General features: G+C 70.0%; 14 protein-coding genes and 1 pseudogene. 8 read left to right on the top strand and 7 right to left on the bottom strand.

All coding sequences use genetic code 11. The annotated features are described in order from the left end of the window. Positions 1-91 precede the first annotated feature (91 nt). Together ACIBW9_RS34075 and ACIBW9_RS34080 are read right to left on the bottom strand one after the other, a co-directional pair. Positions 92-386: pseudogene (locus tag ACIBW9_RS34075) on the bottom strand (hypothetical protein); the annotation flags it as partial. Positions 387-569: 183 nt separating this feature from the next. After that, on the bottom strand, positions 570-2,072 hold the full coding sequence (locus tag ACIBW9_RS34080; protein ID WP_398960878.1) for a hypothetical protein: 1,503 nt from the start codon (positions 2,070-2,072) through the stop codon (positions 570-572). A 128-nt stretch (positions 2,073-2,200) separates the two neighbouring features. On the opposite strand from ACIBW9_RS34080, the gene ACIBW9_RS34085 reads away from it, so the two are divergent. Both ACIBW9_RS34085 and ACIBW9_RS34090 read left to right on the top strand, forming a co-directional pair. Next, positions 2,201-2,881, top strand: a complete 681-nt coding sequence (locus ACIBW9_RS34085) for a response regulator transcription factor (protein WP_398960879.1) — start codon at positions 2,201-2,203, stop codon at positions 2,879-2,881. After that, positions 2,868-4,328, top strand: a complete 1,461-nt coding sequence (locus ACIBW9_RS34090) for a sensor histidine kinase (protein WP_398960880.1) — start codon at positions 2,868-2,870, stop codon at positions 4,326-4,328. Before ACIBW9_RS34085 ends, ACIBW9_RS34090 begins: the two co-directional genes overlap by 14 nt. A 62-nt stretch (positions 4,329-4,390) precedes the next feature. Here the strand turns inward: ACIBW9_RS34090 and ACIBW9_RS34095 are convergent, their stop codons facing one another. Continuing rightward, on the bottom strand, positions 4,391-4,954 hold the full coding sequence (locus ACIBW9_RS34095; protein ID WP_398960881.1) for a TetR/AcrR family transcriptional regulator: 564 nt from the start codon (positions 4,952-4,954) through the stop codon (positions 4,391-4,393). Positions 4,955-4,991: 37 nt separating this feature from the next. On the opposite strand from ACIBW9_RS34095, the gene ACIBW9_RS34100 reads away from it, so the two are divergent. Then, positions 4,992-6,032, top strand: a complete 1,041-nt coding sequence (locus ACIBW9_RS34100) for an epoxide hydrolase family protein (RefSeq protein ID WP_398960882.1) — start codon at positions 4,992-4,994, stop codon at positions 6,030-6,032. Between the two features lie 164 nt (positions 6,033-6,196). Here the strand turns inward: ACIBW9_RS34100 and ACIBW9_RS34105 are convergent, their stop codons facing one another. Then, positions 6,197-6,721 carry a hypothetical protein gene (locus ACIBW9_RS34105; RefSeq protein ID WP_398960883.1) on the bottom strand — a complete coding sequence of 175 codons (525 nt, stop codon included), beginning with the start codon at positions 6,719-6,721 and terminating at the stop codon, positions 6,197-6,199. Positions 6,722-6,954: 233 nt separating this feature from the next. Here ACIBW9_RS34105 and ACIBW9_RS34110 point away from each other — a divergent pair, with 233 nt between their 5' ends. From ACIBW9_RS34110 to ACIBW9_RS34125, 4 genes are all read left to right on the top strand, one after another. Beyond that, positions 6,955-8,163 carry an amidohydrolase gene (locus tag ACIBW9_RS34110; RefSeq protein WP_398960884.1) on the top strand — a complete coding sequence of 403 codons (1,209 nt, stop codon included), beginning with the start codon at positions 6,955-6,957 and terminating at the stop codon, positions 8,161-8,163. A 27-nt stretch (positions 8,164-8,190) separates the two neighbouring features. Then, the gene (locus ACIBW9_RS34115; RefSeq protein ID WP_398960885.1) at positions 8,191-9,237 is read left to right on the top strand and encodes a DUF5937 family protein; all 1,047 of its coding nucleotides are present in this window, start codon (positions 8,191-8,193) and stop codon (positions 9,235-9,237) included. 124 nt (positions 9,238-9,361) lie between these two features. Continuing rightward, positions 9,362-9,979, top strand: a complete 618-nt coding sequence (locus tag ACIBW9_RS34120; protein ID WP_398960886.1) for a hypothetical protein — start codon at positions 9,362-9,364, stop codon at positions 9,977-9,979. A gap of 32 nt (positions 9,980-10,011) precedes the next feature. After that, positions 10,012-10,983, top strand: coding sequence for an NAD(P)-dependent alcohol dehydrogenase (locus ACIBW9_RS34125; RefSeq protein ID WP_398960887.1), 972 nt, complete (start codon positions 10,012-10,014; stop codon positions 10,981-10,983). 24 nt (positions 10,984-11,007) lie between these two features. On the opposite strand, the gene ACIBW9_RS34130 is transcribed toward ACIBW9_RS34125, so the two are convergent. Further along, positions 11,008-11,184, bottom strand: a complete 177-nt coding sequence (locus tag ACIBW9_RS34130; protein ID WP_398960888.1) for a hypothetical protein — start codon at positions 11,182-11,184, stop codon at positions 11,008-11,010. Next, entirely contained in the window at positions 11,181-11,366 is a 186-nt protein-coding gene (locus ACIBW9_RS34135) for a hypothetical protein (RefSeq protein ID WP_398960889.1), read from the bottom strand. Before ACIBW9_RS34135 ends, ACIBW9_RS34130 begins: the two co-directional genes overlap by 4 nt. Positions 11,367-11,737: 371 nt before the next feature. Here ACIBW9_RS34135 and ACIBW9_RS34140 point away from each other — a divergent pair, with 371 nt between their 5' ends. Continuing rightward, positions 11,738-11,974: a hypothetical protein gene (locus ACIBW9_RS34140; protein ID WP_398960890.1), complete on the top strand. Its 237-nt coding sequence runs from the start codon at positions 11,738-11,740 to the stop codon at positions 11,972-11,974. Between the two features lie 440 nt (positions 11,975-12,414). Here the strand turns inward: ACIBW9_RS34140 and ACIBW9_RS34145 are convergent, their stop codons facing one another. Further along, on the bottom strand, positions 12,415-13,164 hold the full coding sequence (locus tag ACIBW9_RS34145) for a hypothetical protein (protein WP_398960891.1): 750 nt from the start codon (positions 13,162-13,164) through the stop codon (positions 12,415-12,417). Positions 13,165-13,226 lie beyond the last annotated feature (62 nt).

A 13,226-nucleotide genomic window follows, 5' to 3' on the forward strand; every position in this document is an offset into this window, starting at 1 on the left:
TCAGCAGCGATGGGACGGGGCTCGACGGTCCGTCGTCGGCCCGTACACGCCCCAGCAACAATGATCGTCTGTGCTGCGTGCGGAGGCTTGCTCAGTCGGGTTTTGTGCGCAGTGCCGCTTCGGCTTGGCGGATGCGCCATTCCTCCACGGTGTCCTGCTGCCGTCGGGCTCGCTCCAACAGGTCGTCGAGCAGGTCCGGATGGAGGCGCTCGTCCGTCCCGGCGAGCCGGCGCAGGGTCTGCCATCCGGCTGCCTTACCCTCTACCGCCAGCCGCAGCGCCTCCAGTTCCAGCATGGTGCTCAGCGGTGAGCGTCGCACCAGGCGGCCGTTGGCCTTCAGCCGTGCCATTTTCTGCGGCCCAGCCCGCGGAGACCTTGTAGCGGCGAGGAGCCCCACCTGCCTGTCCGCCGAGGCGGAAGTCTGCGTTACCGCCGTCGGGGCCCTCGGCGGGGCGGCCGCCGGATCGCGCACCAGCTGACCGGCCGTGGGCTCGAGTCAGCACCGCACCTGCGCAAGTACGGTCGGCGGCAGCGCGAAGCGCCCATGCACCGGTGGCATAGGGACCTGGTCAGCGGGGCTCCGCCGGCCGACGGCTCGGAGGCGGGACGTCGTCCCGGACATAGACGGTGACCAGCGCCCCGTTCACACGGGTTGTTCCGTACTCACGGAAGTAGCGCCGCAGGGTGCTCGTTTTCGCTTCCTCCCGCGGGTTGAGCGGCGAGTTCACACCCACCGCGCGGACCACGACGATCCGGTCGAATTCCAGCATGCGTGCCGCTATCTCCCGGGCCGGAAGCTCGGTCCCTGCAAGGGTGTTCGACGAAACGGGATCCCGCGCCAGGGCGAGATCTGTCAGGAAACGGGTGTCCTCGGGGTTGGCCGCGGTCAAGGTCCGGTGCCGGCCGGAGAGATAGAGCAGCCCGTCGCCCGGACGGCCTTCCTCGCGCACCGCGGCGCCGATGGCGGTGGCGTCATTGCTCCGGCTCTGCGGGGTCCTCAGCGAGAGACTCGGCTGGACGAGCGCGGCCAGTACGGCGACCGCCGCGATCCACGCGGTGCGTCTGGACCGCTGCCGCCGGTGGAAGCAGTCCATCCAGGCGCCCAGCAGCAAGGCGATTCCGATATTGCCGTAGAGCACATATCGGTCGACGAAAAGGGGCTTCACCAGCGAGGTGCTCAGCAGCAGAAGGCCCGGCAGCACAAGAATCGGCACCGCCAGCGCGGAAAGCCGTACAGGCCCCCTCACTGCCAGGGGCGCTCGGGCACACGCCACGCCCACGACCGCCGCAACCAGGAAATATTGAAGCCGCACCGGTCCGCCGATCCAGGACACCTGCTCGGACTGTGCCGCGCTGCGGATCGCCAGTGGCAACAGCCCGGCCACAATGCCCGCGGCAGCCACACTCCACGCCCTCAGCACCGGTCGTGGAACACGGGAGACGACCAGGGTGACGCCGTGTGCGACCAGGGCGAGGACCGCGAACTCATGCAGCAGACAGGCCAGCAGCATGGTGGAGCCGTAGACGGCCCACCGCCACCGGGCGCGATGCGGGACGCTGACCAGGAGCGCGTAGGTGGCCCAGGTGACCAGGGCGCAGACCATGGCATACGAGCGGCCTTCCTGCGCGTACTTCTGGACCTGGGGAAGGAGTGGAAACACCAGCCCGGCCAGCAGCCCGGCACGGGGTCCCGCCAGGCGTAGCCCCAGAAGCCCGACTCCGCTCGCTGCCACCGACATTGCCAGCACAGACGGCAGCCGCAGTGTCAGCAGTCCGCCGCCGAAGAGACCGAAGATCTCATGCATCACGGCGTAGTAGAGGGCATGGACCAGATCGACATGCTGGGCTGTGTGCCATATCTGCGGAAGATCGCGGTGTGCGAGCTGATAGGTGACGGACTCGTCCCCCCACATGGTGTTCTGCCTGCGGATACCCCACAGCCCCAGCGCGATGGTCAGCGACAAGGGCGCGATGACGACAACGACTCTGGCCGGGCTCGGTGACGGGCGACGGGCGGGTACGGGAGGGGAGACCGCGCGGGCCACGGCGGGACCACGTTCAGCAACGGACATCGGCGACAGGGCCTTTCAGCAGTGGCGAAGACGTTCTGCCAGCGTGCCGGGGCCTCGTTGACCAGTTGCTGACCCAACCTGACCGGCCGATCAGGAAGGTGGGCCGACGCTGTGCGAGGCTGCACCCCATGCGCATCCTGGTGGTCGAAGACGAGGTGGACCTTGCCCAGACCCTGCACACCGGCCTGACCGCCGAGGGCTACAGCGTCGACCTCGCCCATGACGGCCGGCAGGGACTGTGGATGGCCCGGACCGGCGAATACGCCCTTGTCGTACTGGACTTGATGCTGCCCGGACTCAACGGCTACAAGGTCTGCGCCCAACTGCGCCGGGAGGGCAACGCGACTCCCATCCTGGTACTCACCGCCAAGGACGGGGAGTGGGATCAGGCAGAGGCCCTGGACACGGGGGCCGACGACTACCTGGCCAAACCCTTCTCCTACCTGGTGCTCGTCGCACGGCTGCGGGCCCTGGTCAGACGAAGCGCCGCGGTCGCCCCGCCCGTCCTTGCCGTGGGCGACCTCTCGTTGGACGTCGCCGGCCGCGTATGCCGCCGGGCCGGGGTCCGGGTGGAACTCACGCCCAGGGAGTTCGCCGTGCTGGAGTTGCTGGCCCGCCGGGCGGGCCAGGCGGTCTCCAAAGCGGATCTGCTCTATCACGCGTGGCCCGACGAGGCATGGGATCCCAACCTGGTGGAGGCGCGCGTCAGCGCCCTGCGCAAGAAGGTGGACGCCGCGTTCGACCGGCAGTCCCTGCAGACCGTGCGGGGTATCGGCTACCGCCTGGTGGACGACCGTGAACGCGACTGAGCCGCGACGCCGCTGGTGGCCGCGGTCGGTACGAGCCCGCGCGGCCCTGGCCGCCGCCTCGACCGCCGCCTTCATTCTGCTCGGCATCGGCTGGTGGGTACACCACGACGTCTACCGCCAGAGCACGCAGATCGCCGAAGAACAAGCCCTGGAACAGCTCTGGTCGTTGCGCGATCAGCTGACGGAGGGTGTGGTTCCCGTTCGCACGAGCGCCGTGCCGTACGAGGTCGTCGCGACCGGCCGGCGTACCGCTGTCGCCTACGGCGGAGGCATGGTCGCCTTCGCTCCCGGCACCCGCCATGTGCTGCCCGCCCCGACCGGGCAGGGGTCGCCCAATTTCGTCCGCCTTCCTGTGAACCGCGACTACAACCCCGGGATCAGAGGCGACATGGCCGGCGGGACCTATCGTGTCTTCTCCGCCGATATCAGCGCCAAGGAACTGAGCAGCGACGAAGTCGCCGCTCTGGGCGTCACCGCCGACGCCAAGCTGCGGGTCTATGTGGTGGTGCTCCCGCACACAGCCGAGGCAATCTCCAGGACCAGTGACCGCCTGCTGCTGCGGGCCGGGCTCGTCGGCCTCGTACTGATCGCCGCCGTCACCTACTTGGCCGTCCGCATCGCGCTGCGGCCGGTCGAAGCCATCCGTGTCCTCACCGCCTCGGTCACCGCGACCGATCCCCGCGAACGTGTCACCGTCCCCGCCACGGGTCACGAGATCACCGCCCTCGCCACCACCATCAACACCACCCTCCAACGCCTCGACAACGCCGCCGCCCAGCAGCGCCGCTTCGTCGCGGACGCCGCCCACGAGCTGCGCAGCCCCCTCACCACACTGCTGGCCAGCCTGGAAGTGGCGCTCGCCTACCCGGAACGCACCGACTGGCCCGCCGCGGTCACCACCGCCGCACGACAGACCCGGCGCCTCCAGTCGCTCGCCGAAGACCTGCTGCTCCTCGCACGCCTCGACACCCGCACCCCCACAGCCCGCCCTGAAACCGTCGACCTGACAGCCCTCGCCTCCCGGCTGACCGAGCAATACCCCGCCACCGAACGGCCATTGACCCTCAGCTGCGACAGCACCGCCCCCGCATACGTAGACGGAAACCCCGACGAATACGAACGACTGCTGCGCAACCTCGTCGACAACGCGGCCCGCCATGCCGCGCACCGCATCCAGATCACCGTCCGGAACCAGGACGACTGGGTCGTCCTGACGGTGCACGACGACGGACCGGGCGTGCCCGCCGAAGACGCCGAGCGCATCTTCGAACGCTTCGTCCGACTCGACGACGCCCGCTCCCGCGACCACGGCGGCACCGGCCTGGGCCTCGCCATCGCCCGCGACCTGGCCCACCGCCACCAAGGCACCCTCACCCTCACCCCCCGCACCCTCGGAGCATGCTTCCGGCTACGCCTCCCCCAAGCCCCCGCCCCGGCCGGGCAATGACGCGCTTCACCACGGCAGCCCTTCCACCGCCCGACCCGCATGCGGCCTCTGCGGGTGCCTGCTCATCCGTCGGCAAGGCGTTGGATGGTGGTACTCAGCCAGGCTTGGAGGTCAGCGGGGTCGCCGAGTTCGGAACGCAGCACCCGGCGGCGGGTCGAAACGCCGAGCACGAAGGCGTCGATCGCTGCGGCCCGGCTGCGGGCCTCCGCATCGTCCAGGCCGCTGTCGCGCAGGAAGCGGTGCAGCGGCTCCAGCGAGTTCGTGTCGAGGAAGGCGGCCAGCGCCTCCGCCGCCTCAGGGCGTTCGCCGGACGCGCGTTGCAGCACCAGCAGCGGGTCGTCCTCCCCCGGCGCACCGAACCAGCGCTGGACGATGCTCGCCGCGAGGCGCGCACCCAGTGCGGAACGATCGCCGTCCAGGACGGTGGAGACCGGGATCTCCACTCTGGTTGCCGCCACGAACAGGCCGTCCTTGCCACCGAAATAGCGCGTGATGAGGTTGGGCGACACGCCGGCCGCGTCGGCCACGTCCTTGACCGTGACCGCCCCGAACCCCTGCCGGGCGAACAGGCGACGCGCATGCTCAAGGATCCGCCGTCTGGTCGCCTTCGCGTCACGAAAAGTCATGTGTATGAGCATACACATCATGTGTATGCTCATACACATGACTGAGGAACTCCGAGAACGGCTCAGGCGGACGCGGCGCGTAGTGACACCCTGGAGCGACGACGCGACCCGTGGCTTCGGCGGTACTCGCCTCACCGCACTGCTCGACCACTGGGCGACCGGGTACGACTGGGGCGCGCACGCGCGTCGTATCGCCGAGTTCCCCTGGGTGACGGTGCGAGCAGGCGACACCGACCTACGGCTGATCCACCAGCGGTCCGCCAACCCCGGCGCCCCGGTTGTCGTGCTGCTGCATGGCTGGCCGGACTCGGTGTTGCGGTTCGAGCGCGTCCTGCCCTTGCTCACGGATATGCACGTGGTGGTTCCCGCACTGCCGGGTTTCCCGTTCGCGGCCCCGCTCACCATGCCCGGTATGTCCGTCAACCGGATCGCCGGGATCGTCGCGACCGCCCTCGATGAGCTCGGGTACGCCAGGTACACGGTGTCCGGTGGCGACGTGGGTGGCACCGTCGCGGAGATCCTCGCGGCCGAACGACCGGACCGGGTAGCTGCTCTCCACCTCACGAACATCGCTCCTCGGCGCGCGCTCACGGCGGACCCGGCAAAGCTCGCGCCCGACGCGGCGGCCTATCTTGACCAGGCGGCGCAGTGGTTCCGGACCGAAGGCGGGTACATAGCGGAACAGTCGACGCGGCCGAACACGCTCGCCGCCGCCCTCGGCGACTCCCCCGCCGGACTTGCGGCATGGATCGTCGAAAAGCTGGAGTCCTGGTCCGACGAGGCGGCCTTCACCCCGGACGAGCTTCTCACCTGGGTCACCGCCTATTGGGTCACCGGCACGATCGGCACCTCTTTCGCCACCTACGTCGAACCGGTCACCCTCCCTGACCGGATCGACACGCCGACGGTGCTTTCGGTGTTTCCGCGCGACATCAAACCGGAGCCGCGAAGCTACGCCGAGGTGTTCCTGAACGTTTGCGCTTATGTGGAACACCGCGCCGGGGGCCACTTCGCAGCGTGGGAACAACCCCAGGCTTTCGCAGGCGACGTACACACCGCGGTCGAACTGGGCGTCTGAAACACCAGGTCGAGGCCGCTCTGGCCTCCGGTACCGCACCGTGCCCGCCACCGCCGCCCGGGGCAGGCCCACCGCCACGCTCGGCGTCGAGGTTACTCGGGCTCCCACGGCAGCGACGTATGCCCAACGCTCCTGAGGAAGGCCCTCGGCTTCGCCGTCCGCTCTCAGCGGACACCATTCGCTGCCGCCTGCGTCCGCAGGGCCTCCACCAGTCGGGGCTTGATGCCGAGGGCCAGGAACGCCACGCGCCCGGCACCGCGTCGTTCGATCTCGAATCGGTGGAACACCAGAAGGAGCGTCATGTTGGCCGCCATCCACTTCAGCTCGGTCACCTCGCTCCATGCCACCGCATGGCGCACGCGGCCAAAGGTGCCGGTGACCACCAGACCGCGCGTGTAGAGGTAGCACCTGCGCAGCCCGAACCTGGCGCTGAGACCGCGCCAGGCCAGCGTGAGACCGAACACTGAGAGCATCACGGATCCCATCGTGATGACGCCCTTCTGGAATCCCGGCGAGACGACGACCAGACGGACCAGCAAGACGACGAACACCCCTGCGAGCAACCGCCGTGCGAACTGCGAAAGGGCGCTCCACGGCCCTGCGACGGCGTAACTTCCCCGCTCCTCGCCGAGACCGAGTGCCTCCGCGCGATCCCGCACGGAGGTCCGTCGTCCCTGTTCCGAGTCCATGCTGCCCCTCCACGACGTTCGACGTCCCGAGTCACACGGCAGGACCCGGGCCGGCACCCCTGAATTCACTTCGCTACGGAGGCATCCTGTCCGTCCGGAGCGCGCGGTCCGCCTGGGTTACCTGCGCCGCGGTAATCGCGGGCCGACGACACGACGGCTGCCGCAGTCTCGACGCACACCGTGACGGCTCATTCCGTACGTCCCGGTGCCCGACCCGTACCACGGAGGCCCATATGCCCACCACCGCGCCGCCCCCGCTGGGGGCCCTGGCCGCTGAACTCGCCGCGCTGCGCCCCCGCATGGAGGCCGTGAGTCTGGCGATCCACGCGCGTCCGGAGCTGAAGTTCTCCGAGTTCCACGCCCAGGCGACGCTGACCCGCTGGCTCAGGGAAGCCGGCTTCGCCGTGACGGAGGCGGTGGGCGGGACGGACACCGCCTTCGTGGCCGTGCACGAGGACAGTCGGCCCGGCCCGTACGTCGCTGTCCTGGCGGAGTACGACGCGCTGCCCGGCGTCGGGCACGGCTGTGGGCACAACCTCATCGCAGCCGGGTGCGCGGCGGCCGCGATCGCCGTCGTACGGGCCTTGCCGGCGCACCCGGGAACGGTCGCCGTCATCGGCACGCCCGGCGAGGAGATGGGCGGCGCCGGCAAGGTCCGGCTGGCCGAGGCCGGGGTGTTCGAGGGCGTGGACGCGGCGATGATGTTCCACCCGGCCGACCGCTCCGTCACCACCCAGCACGCGCTGGCCGCGGCGCACCTGCGCGTCGCCTTCACCGGCGTGAGCGCGCACGCCGCGAAGTCACCGTGGGAGGGCCGCAGCGCACTGGCCGCCGCCCAGTTGTTCCTCACCGCCCTCGACGCGCTGCGGCAGTTCGTCCCGCCGACAGCACGCCTGCACGGCGTCGTCACGGACGGCGGGCAAGCCCCGAACGTCGTTCCCGCCAACACCGCCGTCGAGTTGTACGTACGGGACCGTACGGCCGCATCGGCTGGAGCCCTGGTCGAGCGGGTGCGCGCGGCCGCCGAGGGAGCGGCGCTGGCCACCGGAACCGCGGCCGAGGTGTCGGAGACCGGACCGCTCTACGCGGAGCGCCGCGACAGTAGCGTGCTCGCCGAACGGTTCGGGCAGGCCGTGCGCGCACTGGGCCTGGACATCGCACCCGCCGGTCCGGACAGCCCCGCAGGTTCCTCCGACATCGGCAACCTCTCGCAGCTTCTGCCGGTGATCCACCCGTACATCCAGATCGCCGAGCCGGGTACGCCCGCCCACTCCGAGGCGATGCGCGAGGCGGCGGCGACCTCGCTCGCCCACGACCGCACCGAGATCGCGGCGACCGGTCTGGCCCGCGTGGTCGCCGAACTGCTCACGGACGAGGAGCTGTTGGCGGCCGTGCGAGCGGAGTTCGCGCAGGTCGCCGCCGATGCCGAGGTGCTGACGTGAGCGGCCCGCGACCCTACACTTCCCGTCATGCCGGTCGTGATCGTCCTGGAAGGGGCCGCCCCCGACCGCTTCACCGTCACCGTGTCGCCGCTCGCGGAACTGGCGGCATGCCTGCACGTCCTGACGGAACACGCCCACCACACCGAACACGCGCCGTGGGCCGAGGAGACCACCCGCGACGCCCCGCTCGCGTTCCGAGCCGGCCTGCGTCGCTTCGCCCCGCTGTGGACGGCGCTGCGTTGGCGGGGCTTCTACCCGGGGCTGAACGCGCCCTTGCCGGAACTGACGACGGACCGGTTCGCCGAACTCACCGCCCACACCTGTGTCAGCGGCTACCGCGGCTTCGACTTCAGCCGCCTGCTCCACGACCCGGCACAGGCCGCCGCACTGCGCCGGGCGGCCTCCGGTCTGGCGGAACCGCACCCGGCCCTCGCCGAGGACCTGCTGCGCGACCCGCAGCAACTGCGCACCGACATCCTCGCCTTCCTCGACCTGTGCCGCCGCGTCTTCTTCGCCGACCTGTGGGCGACGACCGAGCCCGCGCTCGCCCGTGCCGCGCACCTGGTGCGGCAGCGGCTCGCGGACGAGGGACCGGAGGCGGCCCTGCTCTCGCTCAGCCCCTCCAGCGCACGGCCGGCCGGTCCCTCGCGGGTCGTCTTCGACAAGGTGCACCACGCGGTGATCAGCCCGGCCCGTACGCCGATCCTGCTCATCCCCACCCGATACGGCGCCCCGCACCTGCTGGTGAAGGACGAACCGGGACTCCCACCGGTCGTCCACTTCCCGGTGCACGCCCCGGAGACCGGGGTCACCCTGGCCCGCAGCCGCATGCTGGCGCTCACCGATCCTCGCCGGGTCCGGCTGTGCCGGCTCATCGCCCGCCAGGCGATGACCACGGCCGACCTCGCGGACCGGCTGTCGATGACTCGCCCCCAGGTCTCCCGTCACCTGCGCACCCTGCGCGACCTGGGGCTCGTGCGCGTGGAACGCAACGGCCGCTACGTCCACTACGGTCTCGACCTCGCGGCGGTCCAGCGCATCGGCGGGGACGTGGCCACGGCCCTGCAGTACTGAGGGAGGCGGCGGCCTGAGGACCCGGTACCCGATCCTCCGCCACCGCGAACTGCGGCCCCGCCTGCAGTGGAGCGCATGGCGCGAGCGGCGCGCTCCGCTGGTCGCGGAGGCGGGTCAGATCCTCGTGCACGAGATCGACGGGGAACACCGGACGGGGGCCGTCGACGTCGACACGACGCGGGCCACCGCCGTGACCCTGGTCGATGTCCGCTCCCACGTGCAACTGTTCGCCGCATGGCACCTGCGCACGTCCGACTCCGCGGCGCGTTTCCCCGTCCGGGTGACCTACCACTGCACGGTCGTGGACCCCGTGGCGATCGTACGGGGCCGTCGCACCGGTGTCTGGAACCCGAGCTGGGTCCTGGCCCAGGACCTCCGGCCTCACCGCCTGCACGCGAAGCATCCCGAAGGCGACGAGAGAGGCCTCCGCAGGTCCCTCACCGCCCTGCTCTCCCCGAGCCCGGCCCCGCGGGCGCTCCCCGGGATACGCGTGGAGCTCGGCCATGTGGACGTGGCTCCGCGCGGCCGAACGACGTCGATGAGGCGTGATCATCTGGAGATGCACCCAAAGCGCAAGGTCCGAACCGCAGTTCCCGGAACTTCGTCGCCTGGCCGCGGCTCTACCATGAGCGGCCGCCGCGTACCGGAGTCGGCAAAGGCCGCCACCGATCGACGGCCATCGGCTCTCCTCCCCCAGGACTACGGCATGTCCCCGATGTCCGGCCCGGCGGGCTCGCCCTAGCCTGCCAGTACACCACGAGGGGGAGAGGGTTCATGAGGGCAGTCGTTCAGTACCGGTACGGCTCACCGGACGTGCTGGAAGTAGCGGACGTCGACAAACCGGTGCCCTCCGACGGAGAAGTGCTGGTGCGGGTACGGGCGGCCGCGGTGAACGCCTACGACTGGCACCAAATGCGCGGCGACCCGTATCTGGCCCGCCTGGCACTGGGGCTTCGCGCGCCCCGCGCCAGGATCCGGGGCCGGGACTTCGCGGGAGAAGTGGAGGCCGTCGGCCGGAAGGTGCCGCAACTCCGCCCCGGCGACGAGGTGTTCGGTGAGGTCGACGGGACCTTCGCGGAGTATGTGTGCGTACCGGACACCGCGGTGGAGCTCAAGCCCGCCAAACTGACCTTCGAGCAGGCGGCTGCCCTGCCACTGGCGGGGAACACCGCCCTGCGTGCCCTACGTGATGTGGGACGGCTGCGGCGGGGACAGCACGTACTGGTCAACGGTGCCTCGGGCGGGGTCGGGACGTTCGCCGTGCAGATCGCCAAGGCGCTCGGCGCCGAGGTGACCGGCGTGTGCAGCCGGCGCAACGCCGACGCCGTCCGCGCGCTCGGCGCGGGTCACGTCGTCGACTACACCAAGGAGGACTTCACACGCTCCGGGCGACGGTACGACATCGTCCTCGACCTGGTCGCCAACCACTCGGTCTCAGGTCTCAAGCGCGCCCTGAAGCCCGGAGGCACTCTCGTCCTCGCCGGAGGGGGTAGCCCGGGCGGATTCCTCGGCGCGATCGGCCTCATCCTGAAGGGCATGGCTCTCTCCCCGTTGGTCTCCCAGCGGCTGCGTCCGCTGGTCGGCCCGGCGCCGAGCAAGGAGGTCCTGGTGTCGCTGCGGGAACTCGCCGATGCCGGGAAGCTGACTCCGGTGATCGACCGGACGTACGCGCTGGCCGAGGCGGCAGAGGCCATCCGGTATCTGGAAGTGCAGCACGCACGTGGAAAGGTCGTCGTCACGGTGTGACCGTGCGAGTGCCCGCCGAAGCGATCACAGCAACCCATTGGGGGGCTTGCACCGGCCCTCGGCCTCCACACCCGCCTCGCGCGGCGCCCGAGCGGCTCCCGGGGAGTCCATCCACACCACGCGCGGCCTCGCCAGGCCGAGGTGGTCGTACATGACGGCGAGCGCCACCTCGGCGAGAGTCGCGTCCACCGGTGCGTTCATGGCCACCGCGGACCGCCACGGCGCACGTCCGGCAGCCGCGCCTCCTGCTCCGGCTGCAACAGAGCCCTGGCGTCCCAGCTGGGTTGCGCCCAGCGGGAGTGGCTGATCATCAGCGGCAGCCACCGCGGCACGAGCTGGCCGGACTGCCGGGCGGACGACGTCGACTCCAACTGCCCGTACACCTGTGCTCCCCTGCTCGAGCGCGACGCCGGGCATCGACAGCCTTGATCTGTGTTGTCGTCCGCAGGGGCTCTCCGAGGGGCGAGGGCCTGAGTCACATCCCCGGCCGGACAGCCCTCCGCCGCCGCAGCTGCGCCCCCAGGGTTGGACGCCTCCGGCCGTTGGACCCGGCCACGGACTGCCGCGAGTTGCCGAGTCCACTGTTTGGCGGTCTTCCTCGCGCGCGCACACCGCAGACCAGCCATGGTGAAAGAGACCAACCCGGGTTGTGTATCTGTATCTGCCCCCGGAAGAGACCCCCGGTGGAAGGTGAACGGTCACGGCCATGCCTGGGACGCACGCGTGCACATGCTGAATTCAGGAAGGAACCGACTTGTCCAGGAAGTTCGCAGTTATCACGGCAATCGCCCTCAGCGCTTTCTGCGGTAGTGCAGGAGTCGCCTCCGCCGACACGGACACGGTCATCTCCGGTGGAGATGGCTTCTCGTCATCCACGGTCACCGTCAACGCCCCTCAGCAGGCCCTGATCCTCTCGAACGGCACGCCCCTCATCGACCTCCACTGCGTCGGCGCCGGTGCGCCGAACGACCACTACGCAGCCTGCGAATAGACGCCGAGCTGAGGAATGCGTTGCCGATGAGGGGACACCCGAAATCATCGGCCTGCCTTCACTCACCACCGGCGGGCCGTCAGGACCCATTTGACGGCCGATCCAACGGGGCCCCTGGACCAGCCCTCGATATTCATCGCGGACGCAAAGCCCCTGATGATCGGCGGCTCGGCGGGTCCGTGATCAGCCGTCGGCTGGGGTCATGAGCCCACCGGCCGATGCGGCGCCCTTCAGCCGGGGTTTCGAAACCGGCGGGTCCCTCTGCGTGTCAGTCGGGTCCAGGACCGGGACGGAGCGCCGCCGGCCGCGGCAGCCGTCGGCGCATCAGCCTCTCGAAAGTCGAACGAGCAGCACTGTCCTCGCTGTTGGCACGCTCCCTGTCGGATCACTGGAACACCGGAGACTTCGCTCCCCTGGGCGCAGCGGCCAGGCGTGGCACGTTACTCTCCGTCGCTGGTCCGCAGTTCGACGGGACGGTCGGCCACGTCCGTCGTCTGCGGCGTGGCCAGCAGCTTGTTCAGCCCCAGGGTCAACTGCACGACGAACACGCTCAGCAGGACGGCCAGGGCTATGCGGACCAGGCTGTAGCCGGCGTCGACGTCCGCCGCGGTCTCGTAGTCGCCGGGCGTTCGAAGGTCGGAATTGACCACGAAAGAGACGTAGAGCGCAGCGAAAACCGACAGGAACCACGCGCCGTAGGTCCAGACGACTCCGCGGCCGCCGGGCAGGGCCCTGAGCCATCCCAGCCCGATGTCGGTGCGTGACATGGCGTTCGCGTGGCCGGCACGCACCCACCGCTGGTAGGCATACAAAACTGCCATGAAAGCGATGAAGCGCAACATGTTCGTGGTGTTGATCGTCTGAAGTGCGCTGTGCACAGCCTGCTGGTCATATTCACGATGAGCGGCGGCCAAGGCCCATTCATGGGCCCGTGTGCGCTCGGCGGAAAACCGCACGGCCTCACTGAGAATGGCAACCGCGGCCGCAGCCAGCACCACAAGCAGCGGGCCCGACAGGGAGACCCGCCCGGGGCTCACCTTGGACTGGACGAGCAACGCCGCCTTGTCGTTGCGCCCTCGACGCTGAGGCGGCTTCGCCTCGTCGCTCTTCTGCTGACAGACCGGGCACAGCCCTTTGATCCCGTCAAAGGCAACCCCACGCTGCCGACAGATCCGGCACGTCAATAGCATCCCGCGCCCCCTCCATGCTTGATCACGGTTGAATTGAGCGCCGCATCCTATCGGGCTCCTGC

The sequence above is a fragment of the Streptomyces sp. NPDC049541 genome (assembly GCF_044465725.1).
Lineage (GTDB): Bacteria > Actinomycetota > Actinomycetes > Streptomycetales > Streptomycetaceae > Streptomyces.

Coding starts and splice junctions, on each gene's coding strand:
- ACIBW9_RS34080 (WP_398960878.1), bottom strand. CDS start 2,072: ATGTCCGTTGCTGAACGTGGTCCCGCCGTGGCCCGCGCGGTCTCCCCT.
- ACIBW9_RS34085 (WP_398960879.1), top strand. CDS start 2,201: ATGCGCATCCTGGTGGTCGAAGACGAGGTGGACCTTGCCCAGACCCTG.
- ACIBW9_RS34095 (WP_398960881.1), bottom strand. CDS start 4,954: ATGACTTTTCGTGACGCGAAGGCGACCAGACGGCGGATCCTTGAGCAT.
- ACIBW9_RS34100 (WP_398960882.1), top strand. CDS start 4,992: ATGACTGAGGAACTCCGAGAACGGCTCAGGCGGACGCGGCGCGTAGTG.
- ACIBW9_RS34105 (WP_398960883.1), bottom strand. CDS start 6,721: ATGGACTCGGAACAGGGACGACGGACCTCCGTGCGGGATCGCGCGGAG.
- ACIBW9_RS34110 (WP_398960884.1), top strand. CDS start 6,955: ATGCCCACCACCGCGCCGCCCCCGCTGGGGGCCCTGGCCGCTGAACTC.
- ACIBW9_RS34115 (WP_398960885.1), top strand. CDS start 8,191: ATGCCGGTCGTGATCGTCCTGGAAGGGGCCGCCCCCGACCGCTTCACC.
- ACIBW9_RS34125 (WP_398960887.1), top strand. CDS start 10,012: ATGAGGGCAGTCGTTCAGTACCGGTACGGCTCACCGGACGTGCTGGAA.
- ACIBW9_RS34130 (WP_398960888.1), bottom strand. CDS start 11,184: ATGAACGCACCGGTGGACGCGACTCTCGCCGAGGTGGCGCTCGCCGTC.
- ACIBW9_RS34145 (WP_398960891.1), bottom strand. CDS start 13,164: ATGCTATTGACGTGCCGGATCTGTCGGCAGCGTGGGGTTGCCTTTGAC.